This window comes from Arthrobacter sp. CMU6 (assembly GCF_059090205.1).
In genome coordinates, this window is sequence record NZ_JBNHFL010000008.1 from 134608 (window position 1) to 153245 (window position 18638).

Here is an 18638-nt window from a genome sequence, read left to right on the forward strand (position 1 = left end):
ACGCTGGGCCGCCGCTGAGCGGCCAGGCCGTCAGTCGATGGCGGCCATCAGCTCGACCACCCGGTCAAGGAAGGCGTCCACCTGCGTTTCCTCATAGCCGTCCGTGCCGACGGCGGGCCGGAAGACGGCCCGGCGCACGTTATCAACGCTGAGCGGCTTGTCCTGCTCCAGGTAACCGATCAGGTCCCGGCACAGGGCGTCCACGTCTTTGGTGTTGTAGCTGCGTGCCTTCTTCTTGACCGGGCGGCGGAACCTCTCGCCGTCGGGCCGGTGCAGGCGTCCGCGGAGCGTTCCGGAAAGCTGTCCGATCTGCCGGAGCCAGGCGTCCTCGCCCCGTTCGGCGATGAGATCGTCCCGCTCACGGCGGGCGAAGGCGTCTTCAAGCCGGTCCAGCGCGGCGTCCACGGCGGTGGCCGAATAGCCGCCCTTCACGGGGTCGAAGGAGACGGACCGGACGTCAGCGCTTTTGATGGGGTGGGCGGCAGCCTCAGGGGTCTCCAGTGATACGCGGGCCTGCTGGAGGAACTGGTCCACCTGTTTGGCGTTGTAGCCGTAGTCGGTCCGCGCCACCCGTTCGAACGACGCGGGAATCTGACGCTTGCTGTCCACTCTCACCATGTTTCCTTCGGTACTTCTTCGGCGGGTCGTAACCGCATTATTCTAGGGCGCGCGGAGAGCCGGGCGTCGGAGGCCGCCGGCAGAGATACCCAGGCCCTGGCGGGAAAGTAGGGCCGCGGAATACTCACGCCCCGGAGAACAGGACAAACAACATGAAGGCCACCGGGGAGGCGAAGACGATCGAGTCCAGCCGGTCCATCACCCCGCCGTGTCCCGGCAGGATGCTGCTCATGTCCTTGACGCCAAGTTCGCGTTTCACCATCGATTCGGCGAGGTCGCCTGCGGTGGCCGCCGCGACCATGCCAATCGCCAGCACAACCCCCACCCACCAGGGCTTGTCCAGCAGGAAGATGCTGGCCAGGACACCGACGAGCACGGCGCCCGCGATGGATCCGGCAAAACCCTCCCAGGACTTCTTCGGGCTGATCTTCGGCGCCATGGGGTGCTTGCCCAACCGGGCGCCCACGAGGTAGCCGAACGTGTCGTTGGCAACCACCAGGAGCAGCAGGATGACAATCTGCCACGCGCCCTCCGGCACTGTGCCGCCGGGCCAGGGACCCACCGGGGAGGCGCCGCCTTCGACGTGCAGCGGCAGTGCGGCAAAGCTGATCAGGAAGGGCACCCAGGCGAGGGTGAACACCCCGGCGAAAATGCTGCGGGCCGAGCCCGTAGCGCTTTCCACCGACCTCCAGAGCAGCACCGCCACGCTGCTGGCGGTCATTGCGAACAGCAGGCTTTCCAGGCCGCCAAAGTAGGCCGAGAACGGCATGGCCACCGTGCCCACCATGACCGGCACGATGGGCAGGCGGGTGCCGTTCGTTTCGAGGGCGCGGAAGACCTCCCACACGCCAAAGGCGGCAAAGGTGGTGACCACGGCCACGAAGCCCAGCGGCAGGAAGATCAGGCCGCCGAGCACTGCAAAGAGCATGGCCAGGCCCACGGTGATTGCGGCCGGCAGGTTGCGCCCAGCTCCCGGGGTGGGGTTGGGCCTTGGCTGACGGGTTCGGGCCCGCGCACCGGGGGCCTGCTGTGCCTGGCCCATCAGACCTCGAGCAGCTCAGCTTCCTTGCGCTTAAGGAGCTCGTCGATTCCGTCAACGTGCTGCTTGGTGATCACGTCGAGTTCCTTTTCACCGCGCGCGCCCTCGTCCTCGCCGGCTTCGCCATCCTTGACGAGCCGGTCCAGGGTTTCCTTGGCCTTGCGCCGGATGTTGCGGATGGACACCTTGGCGTCCTCGCCCTTGGACTTGACGATCTTGACGTACTCCTTGCGGCGTTCCTTCGTCAGCTCCGGGATGGTGATGCGGATGACGTTGCCGTCGTTGGACGGGTTGGCCCCAACCTCGGAATCGCTCAGCGCCCGTTCGATGTCGCGCAGGGCGGTCTTGTCGTAGGGCGTGATGAGGATGGTGCGGGCGTCGGGAACCGCGAAGGACGCCAGCTGCTGCAGCGGGGTGGGGGTTCCGTAGTACTCCACCATGACCTTGTTGTACAGGCCGGGGGTGGCGCGGCCGGTGCGGATCGAGGCGAAGTCTTCCTTGGCTACCTCAACAGCCTTGTCCATCTTGTCCCCGGCTTCGAGCAAGGTTTCTTCGATCACGATCTCTCCTCAGAAATTGGTTCCCGGTTAACCGGGGCATTTCACAATCCTGGTCCCGCCCAATGGGCGGAACCGTCCTAGAAATATCCTAGCTGTAACTAGGGTGTGACCAGCGTTCCCAGCTTTTCGCCGCGGATGGCGCGTGTGACATTGCCTTCGCCTTCCATGCCGAACACCACCATGGAGAGCTTATTGTCCTTGCACATGGTCATCGCGGTCTGGTCCATGACGCGGATGTCGCGGCGCAGGGCGTCGTCGTAGCTGAGGTTTTCCAGCTTCTCCGCCGTCGGGTCCTTCTTGGGGTCGGCGGTGTACACACCGTCAACACCGCTCTTGGCCATGAGCACGATGTCGGCGTGCACCTCGAGTGCGCGCTGGGCAGCCACGGTGTCCGTGGAGAAGTACGGCAGTCCTGCGCCGGCACCGAAGATGACCACGCGGTTCTTTTCCATGTGGCGGATGGCCCGGCGCGGAATGTAGGCCTCGGCCACCTGTCCCATGGTGATGGCGCTCTGGACGCGGGTCTCAACACCGGCCTGCTCCAGGAAGTCCTGCAGCGCGAGGCAGTTCATGACGGTGCCCAGCATGCCCATGTAGTCGGCACGCGAGCGGTCCATGCCGCTCTGGGACAGTTCGGCGCCGCGGAAGAAGTTGCCGCCGCCAACCACGATGGCCACCTCGACGTCGGGAACGGCTGCGGCGATCTGCTTGGCGACCGCGCGGACGGTGTCCGGGTCGACGCCCAGCTTGCCACCGCCGAAGACTTCACCGGACAGCTTCAGGAGAACCCGGCGCCTGCTCTTCTCTGACTGGACGGGAGTATTGACGGCTTCCATGGTGCCTTCCGGTTTGGTGAACTCTGAGCTAGGTTATCGCGCATCCGGCCAGCGCTCACATTCTTATGTGGCCGGTGCATGCAAAAGGGGCGGCCACCGAAGTGGCCACCCCCTTGCGTGTCAGACTAGGAGCCGACGCGGAAACGCGTGAACGCGGTTCCCTTGACGCCGGCCTCTTCGAGGACCTGCGCCACAGACTTCTTGGCGTCCTTGGCGAAAGCCTGGTCAACCAGGACCTCACCCTTGTAGAAGCCGGTAACGCGGCCTTCGACGATCTTGGTCATCGCAGCTTCGGGCTTGCCCTCGGCCTTTGCGGTTTCCTCGGCGATGCGGCGCTCGGATTCGACCAGGTCCGCCGGAACGTCCTCGCGGGAGAGGTAGTTCGGGGCCATAGCCGCAATGTGCACGGCGACGTCGTGTGCTGCGGTGGCAGCTGCTTCGCCTTCGCCGTCAACGGCGAACAGGACGCCGACCTGGGCCGGGAGGTCCTTCGAGGTCTTGTGCAGGTAAGCGTCAACCGTGGCACCCTCGATACGGGCGATGCGGCGGACAACAACCTTTTCGCCGAGGATGGCGCCCTCTTCGACAACAACCTCGGACAGCGGCTTGCCCTCAACATCGGTGGCGAGCAGGGTCTCGAGGTCGGCAGCGCCGGACTCGACGGCGATGGCCAGGACCTTGTCAGCCAGCTGGATGAACTTGTCAGCCTTGGCGACGAAGTCGGTCTCGCAGTTGACCTCGATCATTACGCCGACGCCGCCCTCGACCTTGGCAGCAACCAGGCCTTCAGCGGTGGAGCGGCCTTCGCGCTTGGTGGCGCCCTTCAGGCCCTTGATGCGGATGATCTCGATCGCCTTCTCGGCGTCGCCGTTGGCTTCGTCGAGAGCCTTCTTGACATCCATCATGCCGGCGCCGGTGCGCTCGCGCAGAGCCTTGATATCAGCGGCAGTGTAGTTCGCCATGTGAACCCCTCTGTCTAGAAAATTTTTGTGTGTACGGACCGACAGGACGGCAGCTCACTGAGTGAGCGGCCATCCTGTCAGTTGCCCGGGCGCTGGTGACAGTGCCCGGAAATCCCGATGAAGTTGTTACTTCGCGGAGTCGGTGCCCTCGGCCTCAGCCGGGGCTTCCTCAGCGGCGGGAGCAGCCTCGGCAGCCGGAGCTTCCTCGGCCTTGCTGCCTTCGAGGAGCTCGCGCTCCCACTCAGCCAGCGGCTCTTCCGGAGTCTCGGTGGTGCCGGTTGCGCGCTGGTTGCGGGCGATCAAACCCTCGGCAACGGCGTCAGCAACAACGCGGGTCAGGAGGTTCACGGAGCGGATGGCGTCGTCGTTGCCCGGGATCGGGAAGTCGACCTCGTCCGGATCGCAGTTGGTGTCCAGGATGGCCACAACCGGGATGTTGAGCTTCTTGGCCTCGTCAACAGCCAGGTGCTCCTTCTTGGTGTCAACAACCCAGAGCACGGACGGTGCCTTGGTCAGGTTGCGGATACCACCGAGGTTGGACTCGAGCTTGGTGAGCTCGCGGCGCAGAAGAAGCAGTTCCTTCTTGGTGTAAGCGGAGCCGGCGACGTCGTCGAAGTCAATCTCTTCGAGTTCCTTCATGCGCTGGATACGCTTGGCAACGGTCTGGAAGTTGGTGAGCATACCGCCGAGCCAACGCTGGTTGACGTACGGCTGGCCAACGCGGGTGGCCTGCTCGGCGATGGCTTCCTGAGCCTGCTTCTTGGTGCCGACGAAGAGCACAGTGCCGCCGTGGGCAACGGTGGCCTTGACGAACTCGTAGGCGCGGTCGATGTAGGACAGCGACTGCTGGAGGTCAATGATGTAGATGCCGTTGCGCTCGGTGAAGATGAAGCGCTTCATCTTCGGGTTCCAACGGCGGGTCTGGTGTCCAAAGTGGACGCCGCTGTCAAGCAGCTGGCGCATGGTTACGACGGGCATGCCGACGCTCCTTCCGACAGGTCATTCATGAGAGCGGCCGCAGCCGCTCTTACCCTGCCAATAGTTGACGGTTATTTAGCCTTGCCCAGGCGGGCACAGGTTCCTGGCATCCTTTGCACTTCTCCTCAGGACCGTTGCCGGGCCTGACCGCAAGAGGCGCAATCCTCCGCAGCAGCAAGCAACTGCTTACCGGTTGTGGAGGGCTGGATACGCGTAGTCAGCCGCTGCTCCCCCGCACTCCTGAATGGGGCGTGCTGACGCTACCCAGAAAATGGAATGCGTTGAGGGCACAGCAAACTGCTCCACCAAGTGTACTACAGCGGATCGCGGCAACTGCACCGAATCTGCAGCGCCCGGCGGCGTTTTCCACATAGGCCGAAGGCAGCGTTCCGGCAGGCGGATCGGGCGCCCATGCTGGGGATATGAAAGCTCAGGTGATGGCGGCGGTGCTCCTGCTCACGACGGCGGCCGCCGCACCTTCCGCTGGGTCAGCACCTTACGCCCCAGCAGTACTGTCCACTGCAGGAGCGCAGTCCACTGCAGGCGCGCCCTCCGGCATCCCGGCCGTGTCGCCTGGCGCCGCTACTGCGCCGGCGGGCTGGCGGTGGCCGCTTGCGCCGCGGCCGGCGGTCCTGCGTCCGTTTGATCCCCCGGACAAGCCCTGGCTAAGCGGGCACCGGGGCGTGGACCTGGGACCAGAGTCCGTCGGCGGTCCGGTCACCGCTCCGGAGTCCGGAACCGTCAGTTTTGTGGGCGTGGTGGTGGACCGGCCAGTCATCACCATTGACCACGGCAACGGCCTCCGCAGCAGCTTTGAACCGGTGCGGAGCACGCTCAAGAAGGGCGCTTCCGTGGCCAAGGGCGCCGTGGTGGGCACGCTGCTGGCCGGCCACTGCGGCCCCTCGCCGTGCGTGCACTGGGGTGTGCGCCGCGGAGAGGAGTACCTGAATCCGCTGTCTTTCATCCTGGACCTGCGGCCCTCGGTGCTGCTGCCGCTTAATCGGCTTGGATGATCATGTCTAGAGGGTCCCGCGCCTCCTGAACGGTCACGCCTGAGGACGGTCACGACTGCCAGGCGATCGCCTGCTAGACGATCGCGGAGACCCCGGTAATGGCCCGGCCGGCCACCAGGGTATTTACTTCGTGGGTGCCCTCGTAGGAGTAGATCGCCTCCGCGTCGGCGAAGATCTTGGCCATCTCGAAGTCCGTCACGATGCCGTTTCCGCCAAGGAGGCTGCGGCCCATGGCCACGCTCTCCCGCATCCGCGCGGTGGTGAAAGCCTTGGCGAGGGCGGACTGCTCATCCCTGGCCTCGCCGGCATCCTCGAGCCGGGAGAGCCGCACCATCATGCCCATGGAGCTGACCGCATTGCCCAGGATCTGGACCAGCTGGCTCTGCACCAGCTGGAAGGAGGCCAGCGGGCGCCCGAACTGGTGCCGCTCCACGGCGTAGCGCCGGGCCACGTCGAAGGCGGCCAACTGCTGGCCCACCGCCTGCCAGGCAACGGCAAGGCGGGTGACCTTCAGGACCTTGTTGGTGTCGCGGAAGCTGTTGGCGTTGGCCAGCTTGAAGAACTCCGGCACCGCCACATTCTCCAGGGTGATGTCGGCATTCTGCACCGTCCGCAGCGAAATCTTGTTCTCGATCTTCGTTGCGCTGAACCCCGGCAGCGCCGTGTCCACGAGGAAGGCCTTGACCTGGTTGTCGGCCACATCGCGCGCGTAAACCACCACCCAGTCGGAGAATGTTGCGTTGCCGATCCAGCGCTTGGCGCCGTTGAGGATCCAATGGTCGCCGTCGCGCCTGGCTGTGGTCCGTGTGCCGCCGGCGACGTCGGAACCGCCCAGGGGTTCCGTCAGCCCGAAGGCCCCGATCTTGCGCAGCGAGTAGATGTCCGGCAGCCAGGCCTCCTGCTGCTCCCGGGACGCCAGGGCTTCGATGGAGCCGGTGAAGAGCCCGTCGTGCACACCCATGAAGGTGGCGATGGACGTGTCCGCGCGGGTAACTTCCGCGTGCACGACGCCGGCGAACAGATTGGAATACCCCTGGCGCCGCACCGGGCTGACGAGGTCGAGCTCGGCCAGCTTGGGAATCAGGTCCAGTGGAAATTCGCCGCGGTTCCAGCAGTCCACCGCTATCGGCTTCACTTCACGGGCCAGGAAGGAACGGACCTCGGCCAGCCTGTCCTGCTCCTTGGAACTGAGGAGCTCCTCGAAGGCGAAGAAGTCGCCGTCGGCGTAGGGCAGTCGGTTGATGTCAGTTGCAGCGGCGGACATGGCGCTCCTTCACACTGGCCGGCGTGCGCGATGGAACAACACGGCGGCGGGATAGTTACTGGTCAGTAACATATCCCAGCACTGCGCAAAATGGAAAGAGCCCTGATCCGCGAATACGCAGACCAGGGCTCTGGAGGTAGGGCTACTCGGACTTGAACCGAGGACCTTAGGATTATGAGTCCCGCGCTCTAACCAGCTGAGCTATAGCCCCATGCACCAGCCCCGCATGCGGGAGGTGCGCCCGGGCCGGCGCCGGCCCGGAAAGGGCCCTTCGTCGGCGGGCAGATTCACTCTAGCAAACCGCCGAAGCGCTTCAGACCACTTCCGGCACCGCGGGGCCCTATGCCGGCCTGGGACTTAGACGGCCCGAACCCTAAACGACTTTGTCCTCGTAGTTCGCCCCGTAGTACAGGTCCTCGAACGTCTGCAGGGTCCCCTTGATGCTGTGCGGTTCCACCATGCACCGGCTGGCGTTGCCCATGGCTTTGCGTTGCTCGGCCGGCAGGCGGAAGATCCGGGTCATTTTCTCCGCGAGGTCCGCGCTGTCATTCGGCGTGAACAGGTAGCCGTTTTCGCCTTCGCGAACCAGGTGCGGGAGGGCCATGGCGTCCGCCAGCAGGACAGGTGTGGATGCGGACATGGCCTCCAGGGTCACCAGCGACTGCAATTCGGCAGTGCCGGGCATGCAGAACAGGTCGGCCCTGATATAGGCCTCGCGGAGTTCGTCATCGCTGGCCAGGCCCAGGAACTTCACCCGGTCCTGCAGTCCAAGCCGTTCCACCAAGGCCTCGAGCGCCGGGCGTACCTCGCCGCCGCCCACGATTTCCAGATGCACGTTCAGGTCGGCAGGGGTGTCGGCCACCGCCTTGATCAGCACGTCAACGTGCTTCTCTTCAGCCAGCCGCCCGGCAAACAGCACGGTGGGGTGTTCGTGCGGCTCAATGACCTCGCCGGGCTTGAGCTCGTACGCTGCGGAGTCGATGCCGTTGGACAGCGGCAGCACCTTGCGCAGGAAGGCATGCTGGTGCATCGCCTTGGCGGCCAGCGGGGTGGGGGTGGTGACGACGTCCGCCTTGCCCATGACCTTCCCCATGTCCCGCCACGAGATCTTCCCGATGATGTCCTTGAACCACTGCGGGAACGGCAGGAACGGGTTGAGGTTCTCCGGCATGAAGTGGTTGGTGGCGACGATACGGATGCCACGCTTTGCAGCCTCATACAGGACGTGCTCGCCGATCATGTAGTGGCTTTGGATGTGCACCACGTCCGGCTGGACCCTGTTGAACAGCAGGCTTATTTCCTTTTTGATCTCCCACGGGAAACAAATACGGAAGTACTCGTGCGTGAAAACTCCGTGCGAGCGGAGGCGGTGGACGGTGCCTTCGGTGCGGAACTCGGTAAAGCTCTTGCCCTTGTCCGGCCGGCAGGCCAGCACGTGGACGTCGTGTCCGCGCGCCGTCATGCCCTTGGCCAGCCGGTAGCCGAACTGGGCGGCTCCGTTAACGTGGGGCGGATACGTGTCCGCCGCGATGAGGATGGTCAGTGGACGTTGGGCGTCGGGCATGGTCACGTAGAAAGCTCCTGGTGGTCATGGTGGTCGGCTGCGGCTGACCACACTGGCCGGTGCCGGCACGTGATGCACCGGTACATTCTTGCCTGGTCCGCAGTAAAAATCGGCTAGTGGGACGCCCTGCCCGTGGCCTTCCGAACGTCCTTCTTGCGTTTGGTGACCTCGGGATGGTGTCGTGAAAGGGCGATTACCCCCACGATAGCAAGGGTTGCCGCCGTACCCATGGCAATTGCCAGGACGGCGTGGACATCGGGGCGGAGCTCGCCAAGGATCGTGATGCCGATCGCGATGCCCACAATGGGATCGACCACCGTGAGGCCGGCGATCACCAGATCCGGCGGACCGCCGGAGTATGCGCTCTGGACGAACCAGGATCCCAGTCCCCCGGCCGCGGCAATGGCCACCACCGAGTACCACGGCACGTTGAGAAGGAACAGGCCGTTCGGATCCAGCAGGTGTTTTCCAATGATCCGCGTCAGCACGGCCACGAAACCAAACAGGATGCCGGCCCCCAGGATGTAGATGAACGCGCTCATGCGGTGCTTGAACATGGCGGCCAGGCTGCCGAAAATGCCCACCGCCAGGGTAAGCAGCAGCACAATGGTGAGTTCGTCCTCAGGCGTGACGTGGTGACTTTCCTGGGTGACGTTGACGGCCAGCAGGACGAACAGCGCCGATCCCGTCACGCAAGCGGTGATTGCCACCACCGTGGCGCGGTTGATGCTCAGCCCCTGGTCCTTGGTGTTGACCACGGTGGTGATCACCAAGGCAACGGCGCCGATGGGCTGCACAACGGTGAGGGGTGCCGTGACCAGCGCTACGGCGTTCATCGCCATACCCATGCAGAGCAGGAGGAGGCCGAAGACCCACCGGGGGTTCCGCAGAAGGCGTAGAAAACCGTTGGAGCTCAGCGCCAGGCCGCCGGTGTCTGCCTTGACGGCACTGCCCTGGCGCTGGGCACCAAAGGCGAGGAAAAAGGCGCCCATGACCGCGAGCAAAACCGCAACCCAGACCATCAGCCGTTCCCCTCGTCGTCGGCCGCCTGCATTTTTCCTTTGCGCCGGATCGCCCAGAAATAGTTGTACGCGGCAATCCAATGGCCGGCGAGCCCCAGCCCCAGGACCACCCAGGCCGCGACGAACCATGCCCCGGCGAACGGAATGGGCGTCCTGGACAGCACCAGAAGCGGAGTTCCCAGCAGCAGCAGGCCGGTGCGGGCCTTGCCCACGAGGCTGACGGGCAGGTCCGGGTGTCCGCGGAAGTAGAACAGCGACATGCCCAGCAGGACGGCATCGGGAACAACCAGCGCCGCCAGGTACCACCACTGCACGACGCCGGCGATCACCAGGGTGACCGCAACGGCTATCAGGGCCAGCCGGTCGGCGATGGGATCCAGGACGCGCCCCAGTTTGGAGGTCTGGTTGAAGCGCCGGGCGACGTAACCATCCACCCAGTCGGTGCTGCCCATGATGGCCAGCACCAGCACGGCCAGCCCGTATTCTTTCTGGGCCAGCACCAGCCACATGAAGATGGGCACGCCCATGAAGCGGAGCACCGTGAGGAAATTCGGGACGGTGAAGACCAGGTCGCGATCGACATGCGGCTGGCCCGGGCGGGAACCAGCGCCGATGAATCTCATCAGGCCTCCCTCTCCACGGCCGGCGGCCTCGTACAGTCTTCGTTCAGGGCAAGGCTCAGCTCTTGAAGAGTTTCCGCAGCAGGGTGAGCAGGACGGCGGTGGAAGCTGCGAGGGCAAGCAGGGGCTTCCACCGGGCCTCCAGCTGGCCGGGCAGCGAGGCCTCCGAAGCGCCGGAACGGGCAGACGCCGCGACGGCGGCGAAGCGTTCGGCCACACGTCCGCGGGCCTCCTGGAACTTCTCGTTGCCTTCGGCAGCGCGGTGCCTCGCGACGCCGAGGAGAACCTGGGCCTGGGTCTTGACGTCCAGTTCCTCGCCAAGCTCATCCCGCACACCGGTCAGGTGTTCACGGCGCTGCTTCAGCCGGCGGCGGAGTTCAGGCTCGGTGGGCACAGGAACGTCCACGGTCTCGGCGGCCTTCTTGGCTTCCTTGTCCGCTTTCTCCCTGGCCTTCTCGGCGGCCTTTGCCTCCGCGGCGGCCTTGGCCTGGGGCGAGTTGGGATCGAGCACGGCGGCGTCGAAGTCAGAGCCCTCCTTAGCGATGCCAAGGTCGTGCTTGAGGCCCCGGACCGTGTCCTCGGGAATCAGCGGCATGACCTGCTTGAACTTCCGGAGGCCGATGAGCCCGCCAATCAGGGCAATGAGCAGGAAAACCGCGCTGACCAGCAGGGCCGCCAGCCAGGCCGGCATGATGGTGGCGAGGCCCATGATGGCCGCAACGATCAGCCCGGTGATGAGCAGGGCCAGGAAGACGGCGGCCACCCCGAAGAAGGCGCCGGCAACGCCGAGCTGCTTGCCTTTGCGCTTTGCTTCGATCTTGGCCAGCGCGATCTCATCGTTGAGCTGGCGTGGCGCCAGTTTGATGGCGAGGCGCAAGGTTTTTGGCAGCGCAGTGATACGCAGTCCTTGGTTGGCCCGCCCGGTGTGACGCCCGCTCATAGGTTCCGCCTAACTGATTCTGTCGTCGATTCTTCTTCGCTGCTTCGGGGGTTTCCGGTGCGCCCGGGCGCCCCCGCTGACAAAACTATCATTCAGGCTCAGCCGGAACTTCTGGAATTAGCCCCGGCGAGCCCTCCAACGCTGTAAAAGTCTGATCTTTCAGCCCTAGGAGGGTTCTCTGTGACCACCACCAACCCCGGCGATGCGCTCAGCCGCCGGCAGAAATTCCTTTACATCCTTCTCCTCGGCGCCCTCACCGCCCTCGGGCCTTTCACCGTGGACCTCTACCTGCCGGCGTTCCCCGCCCTTGAAGCGAGCCTCAACGTCTCGGAGGCTGCCGTCCAGCTGACCCTGACCGGCACCACTGTCGGCTTTGCCCTGGGCCAGCTGGTGGTTGGACCATTCAGCGACAAGTTCGGACGCCGGCTCCCGCTGATCCTGGCGACCGCCGTGCACATCGCCGCCTCGCTGGGAGCGGCGCTCTCCACCGACATCGCCACCTTGGGCATCTTCCGGGTCCTGATGGGCATCGGCGCTGCCGGCGGGGGCGTGGTGGCGATGGCCATGGTGCGCGACCTGTTCAGCGGGTACGCCATGGTCCGGATGTTTTCCCGGATGGCACTGGTCAACGGGCTCGCGCCCATCCTGGCGCCCGTCATTGGGTCCCAGCTGCTCCTGGTCATGCCGTGGCCGGGCATCTTCGTGTTCCTGGCCTGCTACGGCACGGCGGTGATCCTTGCCGCCATCGTGCTTGTCCGGGAGACGCTGCCTCGGGAAAAGCGGGGACTGTCTGGCCTGACGGCACGGCAGCGGTACGGCGTGCTCTTCTCCGACCGCATCTTCGTGGGCTTGCTGATGCTGGGCGGAATGAACTTCGGTGGCCTGTTTACCTACCTTTCGGCTTCCCCGTTCCTGTTCCAGGACGTCTTCGGGTTCTCACCCCAGCAGTACGGCCTGCTCTTCGGCATCAACTCGCTGGGCATCGTTGCGGGGGTCCAGACAAGTTCCCGGCTGATCAAGCGGGTCCCGCCGCAGTGGATCCTGGCCTGCTCCACCGCATGGATGTTCCTGATGGCCGTGCTGATCGTGGTGTTCGACCAGCTGGGGCTGGGCCTCTGGGGCGTCATGGTGCCGCTGTGGTTCTACATCCTGGGCACCGGGTTCACCTTCCCCTGCGTGCAGGTCCTGGCGCTGGCCAGCCACGGCGCACAGGCCGGCACGGCCGCGTCCCTGCTGGGCGCGTCCACGTTCCTGATGGCGGGCATCATTTCCCCGGTCGTGGGGTGGCTGGGAGGTAATTCCGCCACTCCCATGGGCGCGGTGCAGGCCTGCTGCATCTTCCTCGCGGCGGCCGCCCTGTGGCTCGTGGTCCGGCCCCGTACGGTGCCCTCCATCCACTGAGTCCCCGGCGGCTGCGGCCGGCGCTGCCGGTAGGCTGGCACCATGACCCGCAAACCCCACCGCAACGGCCGGGGACTGTTCCTCGGAGCCATCCTCGGCGCGGTAGCCGGCTTCTTCGCCGGCAGGATGATGGGCAACGCGGCGCTGGGCATCCTGGTGGGCGCCGTCGTCGGTTCTGCACTGCTGTACCGCGTCAATCCGGGGCCCTGGAACAGGCCCTGACCCGCCGCTCCCCTGGGCCACGCCATGCCTCCGGACAGGAGGCGATCGGCGCCGGGCCATCTGTTCGCTGGGGTACCTGCGCGATAAAGTTGTTACGTGCCCCACTGGCAGGATCATCCTCCACTTCCGGCCACGTGGCAGCGGTGCGACTCCGGCATTCTGCCGTTGTGGTGGGACCGGCTGTGCACCCAGACCAGTGCGCAGTCGGCAGCGCTCTATGCGGCGGGACTATTCACTGAGGACCGTCGCCGGCCCATTGCCCAGTGGTTCAACCCCGCGTTCAATGCTGCCCTGCTAGTGGCCCCCGAGACCTCTCCCGAATGGCCCGTACAGCGGTTCGGCATCTTTTATGCCCCGCCCGATGGCGGCTTCACGCGCGTGCATTCCTCGCCCCACGAGTGGCACCCCCGCGAACCTCGGAAATCCCCCACAGAGCGGGAGGCGTTTGAAGCCGCCATCGCCGAGGCCGAACGTTTCCTCCAGGTGGAGATGGATTTCGTCTGACCCCCGTCTGGGCGCACAGCATGGCGCAGCTGGCTCACAACGTGGCACAGAACTGACGGCACAAAAAAAGTCCCGCGGCCGGCTCTGGAGCCACCCGCGGGACTGTGCGCTCCTCCTGCTGGACTTGAACCAGCAACCCTTCGATTAACAGTCGAATGCTCTGCCAATTGAGCTAAGGAGGAATGAAGCAGGTATGACATTAGCAAACGTTCCGCCGCAATGCGAAATCGGCGCCAACACTGGGCTCAAATACCCCTCCGGGGTATAAAAAAGTCCCCGTTCCGGAACCCGGAACGGGGACTGTGCGCTCCTCCTGCTGGACTTGAACCAGCAACCCTTCGATTAACAGTCGAATGCTCTGCCAATTGAGCTAAGGAGGAATGAAGCGGGTACTAGCCTAGCAAACACCCGGCCCGGAAACGAAATCGGCGCCTTTCGGTCTCCGGAGACCCGGCCCTGAAGGCCGTCGCTGCTCCACGCTAGGCATCGGAACGCAGCGACCGGCGCTCCATCTCGAGCATCATGAGCTCCCGGTTCAGCTGCTGGAACTCCTCGGGGTGGGCAGCGGCATCCAGGCGCTGCAGCTGTCCCAGTTTGTCCGCCTTCACACGGGTAATCTGCAGCTCAAACAGCCGGGCGAGGATGTCCCGGCAGTACTTCTGCACCGCTTCGGCCGTATGGGCTGGCAGCGGCACCACGGCGAGCTCCGACACCAGCGGCTGCAGGGGCTCGGGAACCTCCTGCCGCAACGCCTCAACCCACTGCACCGCATCCCCCGAGAAGCCGGGAGCCGTGGCGCGGATGGCGTCGTGGATGGCCTGGTAGGCGGGCGTGGCGAACCGGGCGGTCGCGAACCGCTCCCAGGCCGTCCCGCCCAGCATCGCCGGCTCCTGCAGCGCCACTTCGAGGGCCTGCCGCTCCATGGACGCCACCGGGTCCCGGGGGTCAGGACGATGGAAGGACGGAAGAACGCCCGACGGCGGAAGCGCCGCTACGCCGGGCGCGTTCTGGCCGCTCCCCGGGGATGCGTTGTAGCCGGCTGGGTTGTAGCCGGCTGAGCTATATCCGGCTCCGGCTGGGTTGTGTCCGGATCCGCCGGGCCGGCCAGCTGCCCCGGCGGGGGCTCCGGTCCCTTGCGATCCCGGACCCTGCGCCCCGGGCGCCTGCGCTGCGCCGCGCTTCGCGGCGGCCGCCACGGCACGCGTGACGTCCTCAATGGGCATCCCCAGCCACCCCGCCAGCTCCCGGGCATAGCCAGGCCGGAGCCCGGCGTCGCGGATCTGGGCCACGACGGGGGCGGACTCGCGCAATGCGGCCACCCGCCCCTCCACGGTGTCCAGGTTGTGCCGGCGCAGGGTGGCGCGGATGGCAAATTCGAAAAGCGGGCGCCGCGAACTGATCAGCTCGCGGACGGCGGCATCTCCCCGCGTCTGGCGCAGGTCGCAGGGGTCTGCCCCGGTGGGTTCAACGGCCACGTAGGTCTGGGCCACGAAGCGCTGGTCCTCTTCAAAGGCCCGCAGGGCCGCCTTCTGGCCGGCGGCGTCGCCGTCGAAGGTGAAGATGACCTCTCCCCCGGTGCCGTCGTCGGACAGCAACCGGCGGGCAATCTTGATGTGGTCGGCAGCGAACGCCGTACCGCAGGTGGCCACAGCGGTCGTAATGCCCGCCAGGTGGCAGGCCATGACGTCCGTGTAGCCCTCCACCACCACCAGCTGCCGGTCCTTGGCAATGTTCCTTTTGGCGAGGTCGATCCCGTACAGCACCTGGGACTTCTTGTAGAGGGTGGTTTCCGGGGTGTTGAGGTACTTGGGGCCCTGGTCGTCCTCGTACAGCTTGCGCGCGCCGAAGCCGATGGTGTCGCCGGCGATGTCCCGGATGGGCCAGATCAGGCGGCCGCGGAAGCGGTCGTAGATGCCCCGGTTGCCTTCCGAGAACATCCCGGTCAGCTTCAGTTCGGCATCCGTGAAACCCCGGCCGCGCAGGTGTTTGAGCAGCGCGTCCCAGCCCTGGGGCGCGTAGCCGACACCGAAGTGGTCGGCCGCTGCCCGGTCGAAGCCGCGCTGCTGCAGGAATTTCCGGCCCTCTGCGGCGCCGGCGGTGAGCAGCTGGGCGCGGAAGAACTCATCTGCGATTTTGTGGGCGTCGAGGAGCCGCTGCCGCTTGCCCACTTCCTCGCGGCTGGGTCCGGTGCCGCCGTCCTCGTAGCGGAGCTCGTACCCGATCCGAGCGGCCAGCTTCTCCACGGCCTCGTGGAAGGAGGTGTGGTCCAGCTTCTGCACGAAGGAGATGACGTCGCCGTCCTCGCCGCAGCCGAAGCAGTGGTAACGGCCCACCTGCGGGCGGACGGTGAACGACGGCGAACGCTCGTCGTGGAAGGGGCACAGGCCCTTGTAGGAGCCGAGGCCGGCGCCCTTGAGCGTGACGTAGCCGTCGACGACTTCCTTGATGTCCGTGCGCTGGCGGACTTCATCGATGTCTTCGCGTTTAATCAGCCCAGCCACGAAGCAATCCTAGTCCCGGGGACGGACAGCGGTGAGCGGCCTATGGCGCTCATCACCACAGGGACGGCAGGCTGCCCACGAGCCGTTCATACATGGCCAGCGCCGAGCCGTCCGTCAGCGATGCCACCTGGTCGATGACCACGCGGAGCCGGGCACCGTCGTCGGGAGCTTCCCGCCAGTCCGCCGCGAACATGGGCTCGAGGTGGCGGTCGCCGGAGGCGTTCAGCGCCGTAACCAGGGCGTGGAGCACCTCGCGCTGGCGTTCGTAGATGGGCTGCCGGTGGTCCGTGGTCATCACGAAGGTGGTGGCCAGGCCCTTCATCACGGCAATCTCCATGACGGTCTCGTCCGGAACCATGAGCTCGGCGTTGTACCGGGTCAGGTTCGCCGGACCGTAGACCGCGCGGGTGGTTTCCAGTGCGCTCTGGCAGAAGCGGCCAATGAGCTGGCTGGTCATGTCCTTCAGCGCCGCCATGGACTTGCGGCTGCCGTCCGCTTCGCGCACCCAGACGTCGGTGGCTTCCAGCCGCGCCAGGGCGGCGTCGATGGCGGCAGGATCGTTGTGCGGCAGGTACCACTGCTTGGCGTAGCCCACCACGCGGGCGCGGTGATCCGGGTTGTCCATCCAGCGCAGCTGGAAGTGGCCGGCCACGATCGCGTCCTCGACGTCGTGCACCGAGTAGGAGATGTCGTCCGCGAGGTCCATGACCTGCGCCTCGAGGCAGGACCGCCGTTCGGGGGCGCCTTCCCGGATCCAATTGAATATGGGCAGGTCGTCCTCGTAGGCGCCGAATTTACTGGTGCGCTGACCGTGGATCACGGGGGCGTCCAGGGCGGACCACGGGTATTTTGCGGCCGCGTCAAGGCTGGCCCGGGTGAGGTTCAGGCCGGCCGGCCTGCCCTCGGGATCCAGGACCTTCGGCTCGAGCCGCGTGAGCAGGCGCAGGGTCTGGGCGTTGCCCTCGAACCCGCCGATGGCGTGGGCCATCTCGTTGAGGGCCGATTCCCCGTTGTGTCCGAATGGCGGGTGCCCGAGGTCGTGGCTGAGGCAGGCGGTGTCCACCACGTCGGGGTCGCAGCCGAGGGCGCGGCCAAGTTCCCGGCCCACCTGGGCCACCTCGAGGCTGTGCGTCAGCCGGGTGCGGACAAAGTCGTCGGTATCCGGGGCAACCACCTGCGTCTTGGCGCCGAGCCTGCGCAGGGCCGAGGAGTGCAGCACGCGGGCCCGGTCGCGTTCGAAGTCGGAGCGGTACGTGCTCTTGGGCGGTTCCTCCACCCAGCGGGCGGAATCGTGGGCCTCGTAGCCCGGCAGGGCCTGGGGCACGGTGCGGGCCTCCGCCAGCCGGCTTTCAGCCACCGGACACATCCAGTTCCGCCGCAGCGATGTCGCGCGACTGGTCCTCGTTCAGCTGGCGGCTCAGCAGCCAGTCCTTGGGCAGGGCCGGCTTCTTGGGTGAACCGGCACGCCCGCGGGGCCCTTCGGAATCGACGCCGGGGTACGGCAGGTCCATGTCCAGCTCGTCCAGCAGCTCGCGGAGCACTTCGAGCGTGGGCACGGTGGCCAGTTTCGCCCGGAGTTCCCCGCCCACCACGTAGCCCTTGAAGTACCAGGCCATGTGCTTGCGGATCTCGCGCAGCGCCTTGTATTCGTCGTTGCCGAAGGTTTCAACCATGAGTTCGGCGTGCCGGTAGACGCCCTCAGCCACCTCGCGGAGGCCGGGCCGGTGCCGTTGGTCGCTGCCTTCGAACGCCGCCTGCAGGTCGCCGAACAGCCAGGGCCGGCCCTGGCAGCCGCGGCCGATGACGACGCCGTCGACTCCGGTTTCGCGGACCATGCGGACGGCATCCTCGGCAGACCAGATGTCGCCGTTGCCCAGCACCGGTATGTCCGGCAACGCCTCGCGCAGGCGGGCGATGGCGGACCAGTCCGCCTGTCCGGAGTAGAACTGCGCAGCCGTGCGGCCGTGAAGGGCGACGGCGGCGACACCGGAATCGCGCGCGATCCGGCCGGCGTCGAGGTACGTCAGGTGGTCATCGTCGATGCCCTTGCGCATCTTGATGGTCAGGGGAATGCCGCCCTTGGACGCCTCACGGACGGCGGTCTGGACGATGGAGGTGAAAAGGTCGATCTTCCAGGGCAGGGCCGAGCCTCCACCGCGCCGGGTGACTTTGGGAACGGGGCAGCCGAAGTTGAGGTCGATGTGGTCTGCCCGGTCCTCCTCCACCAGCATGCGAACGGCCGCACCCACAGTGACGGGGTCCACGCCGTAGAGCTGGACGGAACGGACCTTCTCGTCGTCGTCGTGGGAGATAATGCGCAGCGATTCCGGCGTGCGCTCCACGAGCGCACGGGAGGTGACCATCTCCGCCACGTACATGCCGCCGCCGTATTCACGGCAGAGCCTGCGGAAGGCGGTGTTGGTGATTCCGGCCATGGGGGCGAGCACCACCGGGGTGTCCACGGTGATGGGGCCGAGTTTCAGCGGCGGAAGTTCCAGCCGGGGGGCGGGAGGCGTTGCTACAACAGTCACCCGTCCATTGTCTCAAAGCCGGGCAAATCCTCTCAAAGCCGGGCAGCTCCCCTGAGAAGCAAG

General features: G+C 66.0%; 18 protein-coding genes and 3 tRNA genes. 4 read left to right on the forward strand and 17 right to left on the reverse strand.

Going from position 1 to position 18638, the window contains the following annotated elements; all coding sequences use genetic code 11:
- Positions 1–30: 30 nt before the first annotated feature.
- The 6 genes from AC5RWD_RS07765 to rpsB all read right to left on the reverse strand — a co-directional run bounded on the left by AC5RWD_RS07765 (position 31) and on the right by rpsB (position 4993).
- The gene (locus AC5RWD_RS07765) at positions 31–618 is read right to left on the reverse strand and encodes a DivIVA domain-containing protein (RefSeq protein ID WP_494019462.1); all 588 of its coding nucleotides are present in this window, start codon (positions 616–618) and stop codon (positions 31–33) included.
- Positions 619–742: 124 nt separating this feature from the next.
- The gene (locus AC5RWD_RS07770) at positions 743–1660 is read right to left on the reverse strand and encodes a phosphatidate cytidylyltransferase (RefSeq protein WP_494019463.1); all 918 of its coding nucleotides are present in this window, start codon (positions 1658–1660) and stop codon (positions 743–745) included.
- Positions 1660–2217, reverse strand: a complete 558-nt coding sequence (gene frr, locus AC5RWD_RS07775) for a ribosome recycling factor (protein WP_003805927.1) — start codon at positions 2215–2217, stop codon at positions 1660–1662. The genes AC5RWD_RS07770 and frr overlap by 1 nt, the downstream gene beginning before the upstream one ends.
- A gap of 98 nt (positions 2218–2315) precedes the next feature.
- Complete coding sequence (pyrH, locus tag AC5RWD_RS07780; RefSeq protein ID WP_494019464.1) at positions 2316–3053, reverse strand: UMP kinase; 738 nt, start codon at positions 3051–3053, stop codon at positions 2316–2318.
- A gap of 125 nt (positions 3054–3178) precedes the next feature.
- Positions 3179–4015 carry a translation elongation factor Ts gene (tsf, locus tag AC5RWD_RS07785; protein ID WP_307100962.1) on the reverse strand — a complete coding sequence of 279 codons (837 nt, stop codon included), beginning with the start codon at positions 4013–4015 and terminating at the stop codon, positions 3179–3181.
- A 126-nt stretch (positions 4016–4141) separates the two neighbouring features.
- Positions 4142–4993, reverse strand: a complete 852-nt coding sequence (gene rpsB, locus AC5RWD_RS07790) for a 30S ribosomal protein S2 (protein WP_003805931.1) — start codon at positions 4991–4993, stop codon at positions 4142–4144.
- Between the two features lie 422 nt (positions 4994–5415).
- Between rpsB and AC5RWD_RS07795 the strand changes: the two genes are divergently transcribed.
- Positions 5416–6006: a M23 family metallopeptidase gene (locus AC5RWD_RS07795; protein ID WP_494019465.1), complete on the forward strand. Its 591-nt coding sequence runs from the start codon at positions 5416–5418 to the stop codon at positions 6004–6006.
- Between the two features lie 73 nt (positions 6007–6079).
- On the opposite strand, the gene AC5RWD_RS07800 is transcribed toward AC5RWD_RS07795, so the two are convergent.
- The 6 genes from AC5RWD_RS07800 to AC5RWD_RS07825 form a co-directional block, all read right to left on the reverse strand.
- Positions 6080–7270 (reverse strand): acyl-CoA dehydrogenase family protein, encoded by a 1191-nt coding sequence (locus AC5RWD_RS07800; protein ID WP_494019466.1) that lies wholly within the window; start codon positions 7268–7270, stop codon positions 6080–6082.
- A 137-nt stretch (positions 7271–7407) separates the two neighbouring features.
- A tRNA-Ile gene (locus AC5RWD_RS07805) sits at positions 7408–7481 on the reverse strand.
- A 162-nt stretch (positions 7482–7643) separates the two neighbouring features.
- On the reverse strand, positions 7644–8840 hold the full coding sequence (locus AC5RWD_RS07810; RefSeq protein WP_494019467.1) for a glycosyltransferase: 1197 nt from the start codon (positions 8838–8840) through the stop codon (positions 7644–7646).
- A gap of 107 nt (positions 8841–8947) precedes the next feature.
- Positions 8948–9856, reverse strand: coding sequence for a DMT family transporter (locus AC5RWD_RS07815; protein ID WP_494019468.1), 909 nt, complete (start codon positions 9854–9856; stop codon positions 8948–8950).
- On the reverse strand, positions 9856–10479 hold the full coding sequence (locus AC5RWD_RS07820) for a CDP-alcohol phosphatidyltransferase family protein (RefSeq protein ID WP_494019469.1): 624 nt from the start codon (positions 10477–10479) through the stop codon (positions 9856–9858). The genes AC5RWD_RS07815 and AC5RWD_RS07820 overlap by 1 nt, the downstream gene beginning before the upstream one ends.
- A gap of 55 nt (positions 10480–10534) precedes the next feature.
- On the reverse strand, positions 10535–11416 hold the full coding sequence (locus tag AC5RWD_RS07825; RefSeq protein ID WP_494019470.1) for a phage holin family protein: 882 nt from the start codon (positions 11414–11416) through the stop codon (positions 10535–10537).
- 180 nt (positions 11417–11596) lie between these two features.
- On the opposite strand from AC5RWD_RS07825, the gene AC5RWD_RS07830 reads away from it, so the two are divergent.
- From AC5RWD_RS07830 to AC5RWD_RS07840, 3 genes are all read left to right on the forward strand, one after another.
- Complete coding sequence (locus AC5RWD_RS07830) at positions 11597–12817, forward strand: multidrug effflux MFS transporter (protein ID WP_494019471.1); 1221 nt, start codon at positions 11597–11599, stop codon at positions 12815–12817.
- A gap of 42 nt (positions 12818–12859) precedes the next feature.
- Entirely contained in the window at positions 12860–13039 is a 180-nt protein-coding gene (locus AC5RWD_RS07835) for a hypothetical protein (protein WP_102970802.1), read from the forward strand.
- A gap of 96 nt (positions 13040–13135) precedes the next feature.
- Positions 13136–13543 (forward strand): hypothetical protein, encoded by a 408-nt coding sequence (locus AC5RWD_RS07840; protein WP_076798221.1) that lies wholly within the window; start codon positions 13136–13138, stop codon positions 13541–13543.
- Positions 13544–13652: 109 nt separating this feature from the next.
- Here AC5RWD_RS07840 and AC5RWD_RS07845 read toward each other — a convergent pair.
- From AC5RWD_RS07845 to dusB, 5 genes are all read right to left on the reverse strand, one after another.
- A tRNA-Asn gene (locus tag AC5RWD_RS07845) sits at positions 13653–13725 on the reverse strand.
- Between the two features lie 125 nt (positions 13726–13850).
- Positions 13851–13923 (reverse strand) — tRNA-Asn (locus AC5RWD_RS07850).
- A 99-nt stretch (positions 13924–14022) separates the two neighbouring features.
- Positions 14023–16044 carry a DNA primase gene (gene dnaG, locus AC5RWD_RS07855; RefSeq protein ID WP_494019472.1) on the reverse strand — a complete coding sequence of 674 codons (2022 nt, stop codon included), beginning with the start codon at positions 16042–16044 and terminating at the stop codon, positions 14023–14025.
- 52 nt (positions 16045–16096) lie between these two features.
- Positions 16097–17410, reverse strand: a complete 1314-nt coding sequence (locus AC5RWD_RS07860) for a deoxyguanosinetriphosphate triphosphohydrolase (protein ID WP_494019473.1) — start codon at positions 17408–17410, stop codon at positions 16097–16099.
- Positions 17394–18575, reverse strand: coding sequence for a tRNA dihydrouridine synthase DusB (dusB, locus tag AC5RWD_RS07865; RefSeq protein ID WP_494019474.1), 1182 nt, complete (start codon positions 18573–18575; stop codon positions 17394–17396). The genes AC5RWD_RS07860 and dusB overlap by 17 nt, the downstream gene beginning before the upstream one ends.
- Positions 18576–18638 lie beyond the last annotated feature (63 nt).

What these genes read in the sequence shown, in the direction of transcription:
- tsf (WP_307100962.1), bottom strand. Translation starts at nt 4,015, where the DNA reads ATGGCGAACTACACTGCCGCTGATATCAAGGCTCTGCGCGAGCGCACC.
- AC5RWD_RS07820 (WP_494019469.1), bottom strand. Translation starts at nt 10,479, where the DNA reads ATGAGATTCATCGGCGCTGGTTCCCGCCCGGGCCAGCCGCATGTCGAT.
- AC5RWD_RS07770 (WP_494019463.1), bottom strand. Translation starts at nt 1,660, where the DNA reads ATGGGCCAGGCACAGCAGGCCCCCGGTGCGCGGGCCCGAACCCGTCAG.
- AC5RWD_RS07815 (WP_494019468.1), bottom strand. Translation starts at nt 9,856, where the DNA reads ATGGTCTGGGTTGCGGTTTTGCTCGCGGTCATGGGCGCCTTTTTCCTC.
- AC5RWD_RS07835 (WP_102970802.1), top strand. Translation starts at nt 12,860, where the DNA reads ATGACCCGCAAACCCCACCGCAACGGCCGGGGACTGTTCCTCGGAGCC.
- AC5RWD_RS07800 (WP_494019466.1), bottom strand. Translation starts at nt 7,270, where the DNA reads ATGTCCGCCGCTGCAACTGACATCAACCGACTGCCCTACGCCGACGGC.
- pyrH (WP_494019464.1), bottom strand. Translation starts at nt 3,053, where the DNA reads ATGGAAGCCGTCAATACTCCCGTCCAGTCAGAGAAGAGCAGGCGCCGG.
- AC5RWD_RS07795 (WP_494019465.1), top strand. Translation starts at nt 5,416, where the DNA reads ATGAAAGCTCAGGTGATGGCGGCGGTGCTCCTGCTCACGACGGCGGCC.
- rpsB (WP_003805931.1), bottom strand. Translation starts at nt 4,993, where the DNA reads ATGCCCGTCGTAACCATGCGCCAGCTGCTTGACAGCGGCGTCCACTTT.
- AC5RWD_RS07765 (WP_494019462.1), bottom strand. Translation starts at nt 618, where the DNA reads ATGGTGAGAGTGGACAGCAAGCGTCAGATTCCCGCGTCGTTCGAACGG.
- AC5RWD_RS07860 (WP_494019473.1), bottom strand. Translation starts at nt 17,410, where the DNA reads ATGTGTCCGGTGGCTGAAAGCCGGCTGGCGGAGGCCCGCACCGTGCCC.
- AC5RWD_RS07825 (WP_494019470.1), bottom strand. Translation starts at nt 11,416, where the DNA reads ATGAGCGGGCGTCACACCGGGCGGGCCAACCAAGGACTGCGTATCACT.